Origin of the sequence: Peribacillus sp. NPDC097197, from assembly GCF_050278025.1 — a bacterium.
In the GTDB taxonomy this organism is placed as follows: domain Bacteria; phylum Bacillota; class Bacilli; order Bacillales; family DSM-1321; genus Peribacillus.
The window spans coordinates 1-15,831 of the sequence record NZ_JBNNST010000024.1 but is presented as its reverse complement, the minus strand read 5'-3'; the positions used below and the strand labels follow the sequence as shown (position 1 = coordinate 15,831).

Genomic DNA, 15,831 nt, shown 5'->3' with positions numbered 1-15,831 from the left:
TCATTCTATGCTGCTATCGTAACCAAAGCGTTACGGATTCAAACGTTCCTCACTAACTGCTTCCGAAACCTTAACAACTTCCAGGTCTTTCTTTTCTATATTAATAATTAACGTCTCCAAGGATTTGGCTGTAGATTCTGTCGGATGCATTAAAATAAAAGCTCCAGGGTGAACTTTAGAAAGGACCCTTTGTTGAAGGACCTCGGGGCTCGGTTTTTGCCAGTCAATCGTATCCACACTCCACATCACGGTCCCCATTCCTAAAGAACTCGCAATTTTGACCGTTTCGTCTCGATAACTCCCACTTGGAGGGGCGAACCAATTCATCTTCACGCCCGTCACAGCTTCCACCACTTCATTCGTCTTGGTGATTTCCTCCCGTGTTGCCTGTGAGGAAATGGTTTGCATATTAGGATGCGAGTATGAATGATTACCTATTTCATGACCACCATCCACAATCATTTTTGCGAATTCCGGATTATTTTTCGTCCATTTCCCTTCTAGAAAAAACGTCGCCTTTACATTATGCTTCTTCAACACAGCCAACATATCTTGTAGGTATTCATTTCCCCAAGCCACATTGATTAAAAATGATACAACCTGCTTTTCCGGATGTGCCCGGTAAATGGGTGCAGGCTCAAGATCTTTTAAATGGACTTTTGGGGGAACTTGTTCATACACAAGCTTATCCTTATCGAATTTATCCTCCTTCTTCATTGCTTTATACGAAGCCTGGATATTGACCGTAAGGCCATTATACCCAGGAACGGTCTTCCAAACCGAATCTATTCGTGCATCTTGGGGTGCAATCTCATATTTTTGGGCTGATCCTTTTATCTCGGTAAGCAGTTCATCTTCCTGCTTCATGGTAGCCACTGATTGATTCGTTAACTGGGTCAAATAAACTTGTGTATATGGATTTTGCACTAATAACCATGATATACCTGCAATGGCACTTATCGCAACTATCTGCTTCCATTTATTATTCATTTTTTACGCCCCCTTCATACAGAAATGTATGAAGAAAATGGACAAGGTAGAACATGACAACTTTCAATTGCTGAAATGCTTATAAATATGGAGCCTTTTCAAACAAAAAAAGCATGCAGGTTCATAAAGAGAACCGCATGCCGTATATTCTTTTTTCTTATGATTGAGAAGGATTAGCTGCTTCTTTTTGTTCTTTAAGTACAGCTTTACGAGAAAGGTTAACCCTACCTTGTTTATCAATCTCAGTGACCTTTACTAATAACTCATCGCCAAGTGAAACGACATCTTCCACTTTGCCGACTCTTTCTTCAGCCAATTCCGAAATATGGACCAAACCATCTTTACCATTGAAAATCTCAACGAAGCAACCGAATTTTTCAATGCGTTTAACTTTACCTAAGTATAGTTCACCCACAACGACTTCACGAACGATGTCTTCAATGATTTTTTTAGCTTTTTCAATCATTGGTTCGTCCGTTGAAGAAATGAATACCGTACCATCTTGTTCGATATCGATTTTCACGCCGGTCTCTTCAATGATTTTATTGATATGTTTACCACTAGGTCCGATAACATCGCGGATTTTGTCCGGATTAATGGTCATTGTAACGATTTTAGGCGCATATTTGGACAATTTTTCACGCGGTTGATTGATTGTAGCAATCATCGATTCCAAGATATGCATGCGGCCTTTTTTAGCTTGAAGCAATGCTTCTTCAAGGATTTCTCTTGAAAGACCATCAATTTTGATATCCATTTGAAGAGCGGTAACACCTTTAGATGTTCCAGCCACTTTAAAGTCCATATCGCCAAGGTGATCTTCCATGCCTTGAATATCAGTCAGGATCGTATAATGCTCACCTGTTTTTACAAGACCCATTGCGATACCTGCAACCGGTGCTTTCAATGGAACACCCGCGTCCATCATAGCTAGCGTACTAGCACAGATACTTGCTTGAGATGTTGATCCATTAGATTCAAGTACTTCAGATACAAGTCTGATTGTATAAGGGAAGTCTTTATCATTTGGAATGACTGGTTCCAATGCTCTTTCACCAAGTGCACCGTGACCGATTTCACGACGTCCTGCCCCGCGGATCGGACCTGTTTCCCCAACACTGAAATGTGGGAAGTTATAATGATGCATAAAGCGTTTTGACTCTTCTGTTCCAAGCCCGTCCAAAATTTGTACATCTCCTAGTGCTCCCAGTGTACAAATGGATAGTGCTTGTGTTTGTCCGCGTGTGAACAATCCAGAGCCGTGGGTACGTGGTAAAATCGTAACTTCAGATGACAATGGTCTGATTTCATCAGGATTACGGCCATCCGGACGTACTTTTTCTTCCGTGATTAAACGGCGGACTTCTGATTTAACCAGTTTATTTAAAATTTCTTTAATTTGTTTTAGTTTTTCTTCATCAGTTTCTTCTTCGTATTTAGCCAACACATCATCTTTAACCTCTTTGATGGCGGCTTCACGTGCATGTTTTTCCTGAACTTGTACAGCTTTGTTAAGTTCCGCCTCACATAGGCCTTTCACTTCTGCTTCAAGTTCTTCATCCACTTTATACAAAGTGATTTGTAGCTTTTCCTTGCCAATTTCAGCAACGATTTTTTCTTGGAATGCAATGACCTTCTTGATTTCATCATGTCCAAACATGATGGCTTCAAGCATTGTTTCTTCAGGCACTTCATTCGCTCCAGCTTCAACCATGTTGATAGCGTCCTTTGTTCCAGCAACCGTTAAGTTGATATCACTTTTCGCAAGTTGGTCAACAGTAGGGTTTATGATGAATTCATTATTGATTCTTCCTACTACTACGCCCGCGATTGGTCCTTCAAACGGAATGTCAGAAACTGAAAGTGCAAGGGAAGAACCTAGCATTGCTGCCATTTCTGTAGAACAATCTTGATCAACACTCATGACCATGCTGATGATTTGAACGTCGTTCCTGAAACCATCCGCAAATAGTGGACGAATTGGACGGTCAATTAGACGGCTTGCCAAAATAGCTCTTTCGCTCGGTCTACCCTCACGTTTAATGAAGCCCCCTGGAATTTTACCGACTGCATACAGTCTTTCTTCGTAGTTGACTGTCAACGGGAAGAAGTCGACGTTTCTAGGTTCTTTAGAAGCAGTTGCTGTACTTAAGACAGCTGTTTCGCCATAACGGACTAAAACGGCTCCGTTCGCTTGTTTGGCCAACTGACCGATTTCTACCGTTACATTACGGCCGGCCCAGTCAAATGAATACGTATGTTTTCCCTGTCCCATTTATTAAACCCCTCTCTGAATCTTCGCTATTAGAGGCTTAGTTTACCTAAACCTTTATTAAATTAAATCATTATATGTGAAAGTAATTGAACTCAAGTTATAACCAAACTATCACTATTATGCACGAAAAAAACAAGTGTTAACAGTAATATGACTAAATATTTATTCATTCAATTATGTATATATCTTAATCATTTATGAGTAGAAAAAAACTCGGCGGCTGCCGAGTCCAAAGGACGATGGCTTAGCCTAAAAATTGATAGCGTCCAAATCATTTGAATAACATCAAAAAAGCGGGAAATTTCCCGCTTTTTTTGAAAAAATTATCTACGTAGACCTAATGTGTTAATTAGTGTACGGTAACGAGTAACGTCTTTATTACGTAGGTAAGTTAAAAGATTACGACGTTTACCTACCATTTTAAGAAGACCGCGACGAGAATGGTGATCTTTTTTGTGTGTGCGTAAGTGACCGTTCAAGTTGTTGATTTCTTCTGTTAGTACTGCGATTTGAACTTCTGGAGATCCAGTGTCAGTATCGTGAGTTCTGAACTCAGCGATAAGTTCGTTTTTGCGTTCTTGTGTAATAGCCATGTTATTATTCCTCCTAAAATTCTGTAAAATCACCTATTACCGAGCCAGCGTCGGAGTCTCGACTAGCCAAGCAATGGTTATTTTCATACATACAATAGAATACATGTTTTCCGTCAAAATTGCAAGCCTTGTCTTCTATCCTTTTGGTTTCTTACAATGTTACCCGTTCAATTCGGCAAAATATGCTTGCGTATTTTGCTTGTCAATTTCAATCTGGTTGACTAACTCTTCAAGTCCCGAGAATTTGCGCTCGCTTCTCAACCTGATATGCCACTCGACTGACACCTGTTCTCCATAGATATCTCCTGTAAAACCTAATGCATGAACTTCTACGCTAGGATATTCGGGTTTTTCTTCATGGAATGTCGGCTTATACCCTACATTGCACACCCCATCATACCAGGATCCACTTATTTTAATCCTGACTGCATATACGCCAGGTGCGGGGAATATGTAATCATCACTCACTTCAATATTCGCGGTCGGGAATCCTAACTTTCTCCCCCGCTTTTCTCCATGGACTACATGTCCCTTTGTTACATAGCGACGACCCGCTAAATGATAGAAGTCAGAAAAATCACCATTGCTGAGCGTCTCCCTGATTCTTGTGGAACTTACCTTTCCGTCCTCGAATGTCTGCTTTGCAACGACGGTTTGACCAAATCTTCCCTTAGCATAGGCAGGTAGATCATCCATCGATCCATTACCATAGCGGCCATAAGAATAATCAAAACCTGCTACAACGTGACGGACATTCAGACCCACTATGTAATCATCCACAAACTCCTCAGGTAGCATCGAAGCGAATTCCTTACTGAAGTTGACGACAAATAGGTAATCGATTTCCATCGTTTCTATGATTTTTATCTTATCTTCCAGTGGTGTAATATAACGAATGTTTCCCACTTTCTTCCCTAATACAGCGGAAGGATGTGGATCAAATGTCATGACTGCTGACATAAGATTCATTTCATGAGCCTTTTGCTTAGCGGTTTGGATGACAGTTTGATGTCCTTTATGGATGCCATCAAAAAAACCAAGTGCCATGACAAGCTCAGGGAAGTCATCCGGTTTAAATTGATGAGGATGCTCTAATGCAATCACTTTCACCTTTCAATCTCCTCTTTCCGACGGCAAAAACGGTCTATGATTCTTGTGCGAAAACTTTGACAGGTTTAATTAACCCTTCTTTTGTGGGATGTATTTGATAAATGGCAATCGCCTTATCAGTGGGATCCATCATGACAAATGGTTGCCCCTTTTCAAAAACAACATCCTCCGTTTGTTCCAATACCGCACCGTTAAGTACTTTCTTTGCTACTTTATCATTAATCTGGAATTTCGGCAAATGTAACAATCCACGTTCTAATGGCAACAGAAAATCTCCTGTCTTTTCTGATTCCATGAATTCTTCCACCTCAGCGAACGTGAAACAATCCTCAAGCGTAAAGCCAGCCGCTTCAATCCGGACCAAGTCCGACATATGTGCCGGGTATCCCAATCTTTCGCCCATCATCACCGCTAATGTCCGAATATAGGTTCCTTTGCTACACTTGACACGAAACCGGAAGGAAATGGTTTCACCTTTGAATTCTAAACGGTCATCCAGTAAAGTAATATCATGAATAGTTACTTCCCGTGTTGGACGTTCCACTTCTATCCCAGCCCGAGCATATTCATATAGCTTTTTGCCATTTACCTTGACAGCTGAGAACATTGGTGGAGTTTGTTCAATTGTTCCTGTTAGGGATTTCAATACCTCAAGGATTTGTGAACGTTGAAATGTTTCGGTTACCTTTTGTTCCGCCACCTTTTCTCCAGTCGCATCTTCGGTAGCCGTTGAAAAACCAAGCGTCACTTCCCCTTCATACGCTTTACCTGCTTCTGTTAAGTATTCGGCAATTTTCGTTGCCCTGCCGATACATATCGGTAAAACACCGGTGACTTCAGGATCTAAAGTGCCCGTATGTCCGACTTTTTTCGTTTTTAAAATCTTCCTTAATTTAAAAACACAATCATGGGATGTCATTCCCTTTGGTTTCCATAATGGGAGTATGCCGTCCATTCCTTCACCTCATTAATCTTGTCATTTCAAAAAAAAGAGGCCGAGCCAAGAAGTGCAAAGCACTTATTGAGTCAGCCTCCATTTACTGCTTGCTTATTCTTCGTCTTTTACTGAAGGTTTTTCCTCTTTTTTGATTTGAGAAATTAATGATTCGATACGGTTACCATAATCGACGGATTCATCAAATTCAAAAAACAACTCCGGAGTTTTACGCAAGCGAATTCTTTGCCCAATTTCTGAACGCATGAATCCTTTTGCCTTTTCAAGACCCTGCAAAGTTTTTTCCCGTTGCTCCTGGTCTCCCAAGACAGAGATATAAACTGTTGCTTGTTGTAAATCGCCTGTCACTTCAACATCCGTTACTGTGACGAATCCGATTCTTGGATCTTTAATTTTGCGGCCGATGATTTCACTCAGCTCTTTTTTCATTTGTTCGCCCACACGATTTGCTCGAAGGCTCATAATATCACCTCGCTAGCTTATAGCCAGTCTATATCTGTTATTGTGCGCTCAATTTCCGGAAATGAATCTAGAAATTTAAGGGCATTTTGAAGTTCCCTCTCAGTAGCTTTCCTTGAGGATGAAACGGTTACGATAGAAATCTTAGTACGCTGCCAAAGATCCTGGAAATCCGTTTCCGCTACCGAGACATTAAGCTTCTGCTTAAGCCGTGTCATGACACGTTGCAACACAGCTCGTTTTTCTTTCAAAGAATGGGTGTCATAGATCATGCACTCACATTGGACGGATCCAACGATCATTTACGCTCGATCTCTTCCATTATATAAGCCTCAATTACATCGCCCTCTTTAAGGTCATTGTAATTTTTAATGGTAATACCACATTCATAATTTGTTGCCACTTCTTTAACGTCATCTTTAAAACGTTTCAATGCGTCAATTTCACCTTCGTAAATGACAACACCTTCACGAATTAAGCGAATTCCGCTGTCACGCGTAAGTTTTCCTTCGGTAACATATGAACCAGCAATTGTACCAACTTTAGATACTTTGAAAGTTGTACGAACTTCAGCTTGACCAATGATTTTTTCTTCGAACTCAGGATCAAGCATCCCTTTCATAGCCGATTCAATCTCTTCAATTGCTTTGTATATGATACGGTGAAGGCGAACATCAACTTGTTCTGATTCAGCGGCACGCTTCGCATTCGCATCTGGACGAACATTAAAACCAATTACGATTGCATTAGAAGCGGTAGCAAGGATGATATCAGACTCTGTGATAGCACCGACGCCGATATGAATGATTTTTACTTTAGCGCCTTCTACTTCTATTTTATTCAGGGAAGCGGCTACTGCTTCAGCAGAACCTTGAACATCCGCTTTTAAGATGATGTTCAATTCCTTAATTTCCCCTTCTTTCATTTGTTCAAACAATGTATCAAGCGTTACACGTGATTTTTCATTACGTTGTGAAGCAAGTTGTCTCTGTGCACGTACTTCCCCAACTTGGCGGGCTGTTTTCTCATCTTCAAAGACGATGAAACGGTCGCCTGCTTGTGGAACTTCATTCAATCCAGTGATTTCAACCGGTGTTGATGGACCTGCATCCTTAACACGACGTCCAAGATCACTGACCATGGCACGTACACGGCCGAAAGTGTTACCGATAACGATTGGGTCTCCGACTTTCAAAGTACCGTTTTGGACTAGTAACGTCGCTACAGAGCCACGGCCTTTATCCAAACGTGCTTCTATAACCGTTCCGTTCGCTTTACGGGTTGGATTGGCTTTATATTCTTCTACTTCACTAACTAGTAGAATCATTTCCAGCAAGTTATCAATTCCTTCGCCCGTTTTGGCAGAAATAGGTACGAAGATCGTATCTCCACCCCATGCTTCAGAAACTAAACCATGCTCTGTTAATTCTTGCATGACGCGGTCAGGATTAGCTGCTTCTTTATCCATTTTATTAACAGCAACAATGATTGGAACATCCGCTGCTTTAGCATGGTTAATCGCTTCAATTGTTTGCGGCATTACACCGTCATCCGCTGCTACAACAAGAATCGTAATATCCGTGATTAAAGCTCCACGAGCACGCATTGTTGTAAACGCAGCATGTCCTGGTGTATCAAGGAATGTGATTTTCTTGTCATTGACTTTGACTTGGTAAGCACCGATATGTTGAGTGATTCCGCCCGCTTCGCCTTCTGTTACTTTCGTATGGCGAATAGAATCAAGCAATGTCGTTTTACCATGATCGACGTGACCCATGATAGTTACGACTGCTGGACGTTCGATTAAATCTTCAGAAGCATCTTCAGTCACTAATGACTCAAGATCTGTCAAGTCAACACGAATCTCTTCTTCAGCCAATACTCCGTACTCAGTACAGATTAATTCGATAGCATCTTTATCCAACGTTTGGTTGATTGTAGCCATGACTCCAAGCATGAAAAGCTTCTTAATGATTTCAGAAGGTTCACGGTGAAGTTTCTTACCAAGTTCCATGACAGTCAAAGACTCATAAAACGTAATTTTTTCTGGAAGTTCTCTTTCCTTACGTTTTGTAACTGGTGCCTGCGGCGCCGATTGTCTTTGTTTGTTATTCTTATTACGGTTATTTCTTCCCCTGCTAAACTGTCCTGATGGTTTTTTAGTGCCCAACGGTTTAACTGGTGGCTTTTTCTTTAGCTTTTCTTTATTGATCGTGCTTTTCTCATCTGCTTCAGCTTCGTATTTCGCAACCGTTGCATTTGCTTTCGGTTCAGCAGCTGCTTGGGTTGGTTCTTCGCTTTTTGGTTTAAGAGAATCGTTTAATTTGTTTACAGTTGAATCGTCTAATGCTGTCATATGGTTTGTTACCTCTATATTCATTTCTTTAAGTTTATTTATTACGTCTTTACTTGAAACGTTTTTCTGTTTTGCATATTCATATACACGCAATTTTGTCATACGTTCACCCCCGGTAAATTTAATCGAGCAGCATTCGGAGTTTTTGTGCAAAACCTTCATCAAGAACTGCGACGGCAACTCTAGCATCTTTGCCAATAGCATGGCCGAGCATAGATCTGTCTTCGACTCTTTTTAAAGGAACCTGATAAAATGCGCACTTATCAGAGATTTTTTTCTCAGTGTTTTTTGAAGCGTCCGCGGCTAAAATAACAACTTTGGCATTACCGCTTCTAATCTCTTTAACCACTAATTCTTCACCCGAAATTAGCTTGCGTGCTCGATTGGCCAAACCTAATAGAGACATCCATTGTTGTTGTTGGGTCATGGTGTTAGTCTTGCTCCTTATCCACTAATTCAAGCAATTGTTCATAAAGGGAAGAATCGATTTGAGTACTAAGGTGATTTGCCAGCACATTTTTCTTTTTGGCCAGCTCGATAATATTCCGATCAAGGGTCAAATAAGCTCCCCTTCCCGATTTTTTTCCGGTCGGATCAAGGCTGACTTCCCCTTCTTTAGATCGAACGATACGAATGAGTTCTTTCTTTGGCTTCATAACGCCAGTGGCAACACATTTACGCATCGGGATTTTTTTTCGGCTATTCATCTATTTTCACCTCTACCTTACTCGTTATCCTCTTCGAATTCTTCATCCTCTTCATTCACATAACTATCCCGGCTTAATAAGAACTCCTGTTCTTCAACAGGGTAAATACCAGCTTCGCGGGCTTCCGTTTCACTCTTGATATCAATTTTCCAGCCAGTCAGTTTGGCTGCTAAGCGTGCGTTTTGTCCACGCTTACCAATTGCTAGTGAAAGTTGGTAGTCAGGAACAATGACAGTCGTCGCTTTGTCTTCTTCTTTAACGATTACTTCAAGCACTTTTGAAGGACTTAAAGCATTCGCAACAAAGATAACAGGATTTTCTGACCATTTAACGATATCGATCTTCTCACCTTTTAATTCATTGACGATAGCCTGGACACGCTGTCCTTTTTGGCCAACACATGAACCAACTGGATCGACTTCCTCATTATCTGAGTGTACAGAAATTTTTGAGCGGTCGCCTGCTTCTCTGGCAACTGATTTGATTTCTACAGTTCCATCAAAAATCTCAGGCACTTCTATCTCAAACAAACGTTTTAAAAGACCTGGATGAGAACGGGATACAAAAATTTGTGGCCCTTTCGAAGTCTTTTCAACTTTTGTAATGAAAACCTTGATGCGGTCGTGAGGTTTATACTGTTCATTTGGCATCTGTTCATTGACAGGAAGCAATGCTTCAATTTTCCCCAAACTCACATAGATGAAACGTGAATCCTGGCGTTGCACGATACCTGTCATGATATCCTCTTCACGGTCTATGAATTCTGCGTAAATGATACCACGTTCAGCTTCACGCACTCTTTGTGTTACGACCTGCTTGGCTGTTTGTGCAGCAATACGGCCGAAATCCTTAGGCGTAACTTCCATTTCCACAATATCTTCCAACTGGTAGTTTGGATCTATTGCTCTTGCTTCTTCAACGGAAATTTCCAGACGTGAATCGAATACTTCCTCGACTACATCTTTTCTGGCAAATACTCGCATGGTGCCTTTGCCTAAATTCAAGTCGATACGTACATTTTGTGCTTGGTTAAAGTTACGGCGATATGCCGATATAAGTGCAGCCTCAATCGCGTCGATCAAAACTTCTCTCGAAATTCCTTTATCATGTTCTAAAATATAGAGAGCATCCAATAACTCATTGCTCATGGTGATCCCCCTTACGGATATTTAATTAATAATTGCTTGATTAAGAGAAGGTAATGGCAAGTCTTGCTTTCGCCACTTTTTCAAATGGAATGACGACTATTTTCTTTCTAGTCTTGATTTTGATTTCAAGCGTCACTTCATTCCCATCATAATTGGTCATGATTCCTTCGAATTCTTTTTCATTTAAAATGGGCTCGTATGTTTTTATGTAAACATTTTTACCGATAGCATTAAGGAAATCCTTCTCTTTTTTTAGAGGCCTTTCCGCTCCGGGAGATGAAACTTCGAGAAAATAAATTTGTGGAATTGGATCGACTTCATCAAGCTTTTCACTGAGCTTTTCACTCGTTTTCCCGCAATCTTCAAGATCTACGCCTGTCTCTTTATCAATGTACACTCGAAGGAACCAGTTCTTGCCTTCCTTCACATACTCCACTTCAACTAATTCAAGCTGCAATTCTTCAAGAATTGGTAGAGCTAATTCTTCTACAACTTCCGTTACCTTTTTACTCATTTGTTTCCTCCATACGTGCGTTGTGTGCGCTTGGTTTCGGATTCAAAATTAAATGGTCAATACAACACGAAAGAGTGGGTTTCCCCACTCTTGCCATTGGTTCCTCTTAGTATTTCCAATAAAAATATACCATAATCAAGATATTTTTGCAAATATCATGTCTGTTTCTTCCTTTTCATAGGCAGTTCCACACTTAAAATAAGGAAAGCTGATTTTGTTCTGGAAGAGCCTCGAGACAGCCTTGTTTATCAAGGTATTCAAGAATTGTCTTGGATACTTTCCCCCGTTGTTGCAAATCTTCCTTGGAGAGAAACTCTCCGTTTTTGCGCGCATTGACAATATTGATCGCCGCATTCGTACCAAGACCTGGAATCGAATTGAAAGGTGGAATTAACGTGTTACCCTCAATGATGAATTGGTCTGCACTCGATTTATACAAGTCTACCTTGGCGAAAGAGTATCCACGCTCACACATTTCCAACGCTAGCTCAAGTACCGTCAGTGTGTTTTTCTCTTTCGTGGAAGCATCCAACCCTTTTACATTTATTTCATCCATCTTGGTCTTGATTGCTTGTGACCCACGTGTCATGGCATCTATTTCGAAGTCATCGGCACGAACCGTGAAATATGCTGCATAATACAATAATGGCAAATGCACTTTGAAATAGGCAATCCGAACCGCCATCAACACATATGCGGCAGCATGTGCTTTCGGGAACATATATTTAATCTTCTTACAGGAATCTATATACCATTCCGGCACTTGATTCTTACGCATTTCCTCTTCGAATTCCTCAGACAAGCCTTTCCCTTTACGTACGGATTCCATGATTTTAAAAGCAAGGGAAGGGTCTAGTCCCTGATAAATGAGATAAACCATAATATCATCCCGGCAACCGATTACTTCGCTAAGTGTACAGATTTTATTATGAATCAGTTCTTGTGCATTGCTCAGCCATACATCGGTACCATGGGATAAACCAGAAATCTGGACAAGCTCGGAAAATGTCGTCGGTTTAGTGTCCTCAAGCATTTGTCGAACAAAACGCGTTCCAAATTCAGGTATGCCGAGTGTCCCGGTTTTACACATGATTTGATCTTCAGTCACACCTAACGATTCCGTACTGCTGAATATCTTCATTACCTCTGGATCATCTGTCGGAATCGTTTTTGGGTCAATACCACTTAAATCCTGAAGCATCCTGATCACTGTCGGATCATCATGACCAAGTATATCCAGTTTCAAAATATTATCGTGAATGGAGTGGAAATCAAAGTGAGTCGTTTTCCACTCTGAGTTTCTGTCATCCGCAGGGAACTGTATTGGTGAGAAATCATAGATATCCATGTAATCCGGGACAACGATGATTCCCCCTGGATGCTGTCCAGTTGTCCGTTTAACACCCGTACATCCTGCGACAAGGCGATCTGTTTCTGCACCACGCATATGGATATTATTGTCGGCTGAATAGCCTTTAACATATCCGTATGCCGTCTTTTCAGCCACCGTACCGATTGTACCGGCACGATACACATAATCTTCTCCAAATAGGACCTTCGTATAATCATGGGCTTTCGGCTGATATTCACCAGAGAAGTTCAAGTCAATATCGGGGACCTTATCCCCTTTAAATCCAAGGAACGTTTCAAATGGAATATCATGACCGTCTTTCGTATAGGCAATGCCACAATCCGGGCAATCTTTATCAGGCAAGTCAAACCCTGATCCTACTGACCCATCATTGAAGAATTCCGATTTCTTACATACAGGGCACACATAATGAGGCGGCAGCGGGTTCACTTCCGTAATTTCTGTCATCGTCGCAACGAATGACGATCCGACCGAACCCCGGGAACCAACGAGATAGCCATCATTCAATGATTTTTTAACCAGTTTATGAGAAATTAAATAGATAACGGCGAATCCATGGCCGATAATACTTTTTAGTTCCTTTTCAAGACGGGCCTCAACAATTTCCGGTAGATTCTCTCCATATATCTTTCTAGCCATTCCATAACTCATTGCACGCATTTCTTCTTCTGCACCCTCGATTTTAGGTGTATATAGATCGTCCTTGATTGGCTTGATGTTTTCTATCATATCTGCAATTTTATTCGTATTTGTGACTACGACTTCTTTTGCCTTCTCGGCACCAAGGAAGGAAAAGTCCCTTAACATCTCATCCGTTGTACGGAAATGGACGTCTGGTAGCTTATGTCGATTCAGCATATTCGCCCCACCTTGTGAATTCACAAGGATTTTACGGTATATCTTGTCATTCGGGTCCAAATAATGCACATTTCCTGTCGCTACAACAGGTTTATTAAGCTTTTCTCCGAGCTTGACAATGTTTGAAATAATCGTCTCTAACGACTTTTCATCACGGACAAATTCAAGCTCTATCAAATGTTGATAAACATCCTTTGGATGGATTTCAAGATAATCGTAAAACTCGGCTATTTCGACAACATCCTCAAAACCCTTTTGCATCATCCCTTCGAAGACTTCCCCTTTATCACATCCAGAACCAACGAGAATTCCTTCGCGATATTTTTTTAGTTGAGAACGCGGAATCCTCGGAACTCTGTAAAAATAATTAATATGGGATAATGAAATCAATTTAAAGAGATTTTTCAAGCCTTCCTGTGTTTGTGCAATCAAAGTACAATGAGATGGTCGAGAACGCTGATATGCATTTCCGTTTCCCATATTGTCATTTAATTGATCATGATGGGTAATGCCTCTCGCTATCGTTTCCTTCAACATCTTCAACATCAGGTACCCCGTAGCCTCAGCATCGTATATGGCCCTATGATGTTGAGTCAAATCAATATCGAGCTTTTTACACAATGTGTTCAACCGGTGATTTTTGAACTCAGGATATAAAAATCTCCCTAATTCCAGCGTATCCAATACGGGATTGGTTGCTTTTGGATACCCAATATTTTTGTAGCCCATGTTCAAAAAGCCCATATCAAAACTTGCATTATGCGCAACAAGAATGGCATCTCCCGCCCATTCCTTGAACTTTTCCAATACGTCTGAAACTTCCGGTGCATCCACCAGCATATCATCTGTGATATGAGTCAAGTCGATGATCGTATTGGATAACGGTCGATGTGGGTTAGCGAATGATTCAAATTTATCAATGATGTCTCCATCATGAATTTTCACGGCTGCTAATTCAATGATCGTATCATAAACGGCAGACAAACCAGTCGTCTCGACATCGAAAACGATATAGGTGGCATCGGAAAGCGGTATATGTGCTTCATTATAAGCGATTGGCACACCGTCGTTCACGAGATTCACTTCGACACCATACAAAATCTTGATGTCATGTTTTTGACCGGCGCCGTAGGCCTCTGGGAAAGATTGAGCCCCTGCATGATCGGTGATGGCAACAGCCTTATGACCCCACTTCGCGGCTTGGGCAACAAGGGCGGATGTCGGCGTCACTGCATCCATTTGGCTCATCGGTGTGTGCATATGAAGCTCGACGCGTTTTTCACCCTCAGGAGCCTTATCCTGCCGTCCCTGCTTAGAGATCTCATTAATATCGTTTGCAATCATAACTAGATCGCGAACAAACGTATCATTTTGAATGCTACCTTGGGCACGTACCCACATTCCTTTTTTAACACGGGCTAGGATGGCAGCATCCTCTTTGTCACGTGAAAACATTTTAACTAAAATAGAGCTTGTATAATCCGTAACTTTAAACGTCAATAGACTACGTCCGCTCCGGAGCTCACGGACTTCCGCGTCAAACACGAAACCTTCAATCGCTATCCTGCGCTCTTCATCAATAATTTGCTCTATGCTACGGAAATCGGCATCTTCTTTAATGGTGTACCCGATTTTAACCGGGCCTTCGTAAACACCCTCGTCTCCTTTTTCCGATTCTTTCTTCTGCATCTCTAGTAACGCGGCAAGTCCCTTTTCCTCATCTTCCTTTTGCTTCTCTGCTAAAAACTTCTTGTAATCAGTTTCCGAAACATTTTCGTTCACTTCTGCTTCAAGAGTTAATGGAGGGAAACCATACGTTTGATAAATATTCGAAATGAGGCCGGAGTATTTCTGTTTTAACTGTCCAGCTTCCGCACCATTACGTGCATTGACCACGAGCTTATACCCTGTCACTTTGGGTTCTTGCTCATTTAAGAGTGATAAAAGTGCTGGCGATATGCCTTGTAGCTCACTTATGCAATTTTTCCAGTATTCTTTGACCAATTCCTCCGTCACTATCGGATTGGCAACATTCATGGTGAATGTAACCTTGGCAATATGGGCAAAAGTACTAGTTAAATGATTTGAAAATCTTGTATGAACACTGCATGGAATTAACGCAGGTATATTAAAGGCAAAATGCCATTTTTGGGACTCTCTCTCTATGGAAAGTTTATCAATTTCGGCACCGATGAAAAAATTCACAAAGGCATCCTCAGTCAAGCCCAATTGCTGGAGCAAGAGTTGAAATCTCTCTCTACCGCTGTTTGGATTTTGATCCATTTCCTCTCTCCCCTTTATCTACTATCTAAAGATATTATTCATCAGTTTCATTCTAATAACAGTGGTTATTATAACATACTAGATGCAGTTCACGGACATCTAATTATAGGGAAAAGGAAAGGGGCTGTCCCAAAAGTCAGGAAAATGACTTTTAGGGCAACCCTTTTTTTATGAAATTTATGCACAAAAAAATCGCCCTTTTTAGTAAAAT

13 protein-coding genes are annotated in these 15,831 nt (G+C 41.1%); all 13 read right to left on the bottom strand.

Annotated elements, in window-relative coordinates:
• Nucleotides 1–30: 30 nt before the first annotated feature.
• Nucleotides 31–990 (bottom strand): polysaccharide deacetylase family protein, encoded by a 960-nt coding sequence (locus ACQKL6_RS19785; protein WP_402868415.1) that lies wholly within the window; start codon nucleotides 988–990, stop codon nucleotides 31–33.
• A gap of 157 nt (nucleotides 991–1,147) precedes the next feature.
• Nucleotides 1,148–3,265 (bottom strand): polyribonucleotide nucleotidyltransferase, encoded by a 2,118-nt coding sequence (gene pnp, locus ACQKL6_RS19780; RefSeq protein ID WP_402868413.1) that lies wholly within the window; start codon nucleotides 3,263–3,265, stop codon nucleotides 1,148–1,150.
• Between the two features lie 323 nt (nucleotides 3,266–3,588).
• Nucleotides 3,589–3,858, bottom strand: a complete 270-nt coding sequence (gene rpsO / locus ACQKL6_RS19775) for a 30S ribosomal protein S15 (RefSeq protein WP_402868411.1) — start codon at nucleotides 3,856–3,858, stop codon at nucleotides 3,589–3,591.
• A gap of 159 nt (nucleotides 3,859–4,017) precedes the next feature.
• A complete protein-coding gene (gene ribF, locus ACQKL6_RS19770) occupies nucleotides 4,018–4,968 on the bottom strand; it encodes a bifunctional riboflavin kinase/FAD synthetase (protein WP_402868407.1) in 951 nt (316 codons plus the stop codon).
• A 34-nt stretch (nucleotides 4,969–5,002) separates the two neighbouring features.
• Complete coding sequence (truB, locus tag ACQKL6_RS19765) at nucleotides 5,003–5,923, bottom strand: tRNA pseudouridine(55) synthase TruB (protein ID WP_402987953.1); 921 nt, start codon at nucleotides 5,921–5,923, stop codon at nucleotides 5,003–5,005.
• Nucleotides 5,924–6,016: 93 nt separating this feature from the next.
• Nucleotides 6,017–6,385, bottom strand: coding sequence for a 30S ribosome-binding factor RbfA (rbfA, locus tag ACQKL6_RS19760; RefSeq protein WP_402868404.1), 369 nt, complete (start codon nucleotides 6,383–6,385; stop codon nucleotides 6,017–6,019).
• 17 nt (nucleotides 6,386–6,402) lie between these two features.
• A complete protein-coding gene (locus ACQKL6_RS19755; RefSeq protein WP_402987947.1) occupies nucleotides 6,403–6,684 on the bottom strand; it encodes a DUF503 domain-containing protein in 282 nt (93 codons plus the stop codon).
• A complete protein-coding gene (gene infB, locus ACQKL6_RS19750; RefSeq protein WP_402868401.1) occupies nucleotides 6,681–8,840 on the bottom strand; it encodes a translation initiation factor IF-2 in 2,160 nt (719 codons plus the stop codon). Before infB ends, ACQKL6_RS19755 begins: the two co-directional genes overlap by 4 nt.
• Nucleotides 8,841–8,859: 19 nt before the next feature.
• The gene (locus ACQKL6_RS19745; protein WP_402868399.1) at nucleotides 8,860–9,165 is read right to left on the bottom strand and encodes a YlxQ family RNA-binding protein; all 306 of its coding nucleotides are present in this window, start codon (nucleotides 9,163–9,165) and stop codon (nucleotides 8,860–8,862) included.
• Between the two features lie 4 nt (nucleotides 9,166–9,169).
• Nucleotides 9,170–9,445 carry an RNase P modulator RnpM gene (rnpM, locus tag ACQKL6_RS19740; protein WP_402868398.1) on the bottom strand — a complete coding sequence of 92 codons (276 nt, stop codon included), beginning with the start codon at nucleotides 9,443–9,445 and terminating at the stop codon, nucleotides 9,170–9,172.
• A 17-nt stretch (nucleotides 9,446–9,462) separates the two neighbouring features.
• The gene (gene nusA / locus ACQKL6_RS19735; protein ID WP_402868396.1) at nucleotides 9,463–10,593 is read right to left on the bottom strand and encodes a transcription termination factor NusA; all 1,131 of its coding nucleotides are present in this window, start codon (nucleotides 10,591–10,593) and stop codon (nucleotides 9,463–9,465) included.
• 40 nt (nucleotides 10,594–10,633) lie between these two features.
• On the bottom strand, nucleotides 10,634–11,107 hold the full coding sequence (gene rimP, locus ACQKL6_RS19730; RefSeq protein ID WP_402868394.1) for a ribosome maturation factor RimP: 474 nt from the start codon (nucleotides 11,105–11,107) through the stop codon (nucleotides 10,634–10,636).
• Nucleotides 11,108–11,300: 193 nt separating this feature from the next.
• Nucleotides 11,301–15,620 carry a PolC-type DNA polymerase III gene (locus ACQKL6_RS19725; RefSeq protein ID WP_402868392.1) on the bottom strand — a complete coding sequence of 1,440 codons (4,320 nt, stop codon included), beginning with the start codon at nucleotides 15,618–15,620 and terminating at the stop codon, nucleotides 11,301–11,303.
• Nucleotides 15,621–15,831: the final 211 nt, after the last annotated feature.

Coding starts and splice junctions, on each gene's coding strand:
- ACQKL6_RS19725 (WP_402868392.1), bottom strand. CDS start 15,620: ATGGATCAAAATCCAAACAGCGGTAGAGAGAGATTTCAACTCTTGCTC.
- ACQKL6_RS19755 (WP_402987947.1), bottom strand. CDS start 6,684: ATGATCGTTGGATCCGTCCAATGTGAGTGCATGATCTATGACACCCAT.
- truB (WP_402987953.1), bottom strand. CDS start 5,923: ATGGACGGCATACTCCCATTATGGAAACCAAAGGGAATGACATCCCAT.
- ACQKL6_RS19745 (WP_402868399.1), bottom strand. CDS start 9,165: ATGACCCAACAACAACAATGGATGTCTCTATTAGGTTTGGCCAATCGA.
- rbfA (WP_402868404.1), bottom strand. CDS start 6,385: ATGAGCCTTCGAGCAAATCGTGTGGGCGAACAAATGAAAAAAGAGCTG.
- infB (WP_402868401.1), bottom strand. CDS start 8,840: ATGACAAAATTGCGTGTATATGAATATGCAAAACAGAAAAACGTTTCA.
- pnp (WP_402868413.1), bottom strand. CDS start 3,265: ATGGGACAGGGAAAACATACGTATTCATTTGACTGGGCCGGCCGTAAT.
- rimP (WP_402868394.1), bottom strand. CDS start 11,107: ATGAGTAAAAAGGTAACGGAAGTTGTAGAAGAATTAGCTCTACCAATT.
- rpsO (WP_402868411.1), bottom strand. CDS start 3,858: ATGGCTATTACACAAGAACGCAAAAACGAACTTATCGCTGAGTTCAGA.
- ACQKL6_RS19785 (WP_402868415.1), bottom strand. CDS start 990: ATGAATAATAAATGGAAGCAGATAGTTGCGATAAGTGCCATTGCAGGT.
- rnpM (WP_402868398.1), bottom strand. CDS start 9,445: ATGAATAGCCGAAAAAAAATCCCGATGCGTAAATGTGTTGCCACTGGC.
- nusA (WP_402868396.1), bottom strand. CDS start 10,593: ATGAGCAATGAGTTATTGGATGCTCTCTATATTTTAGAACATGATAAA.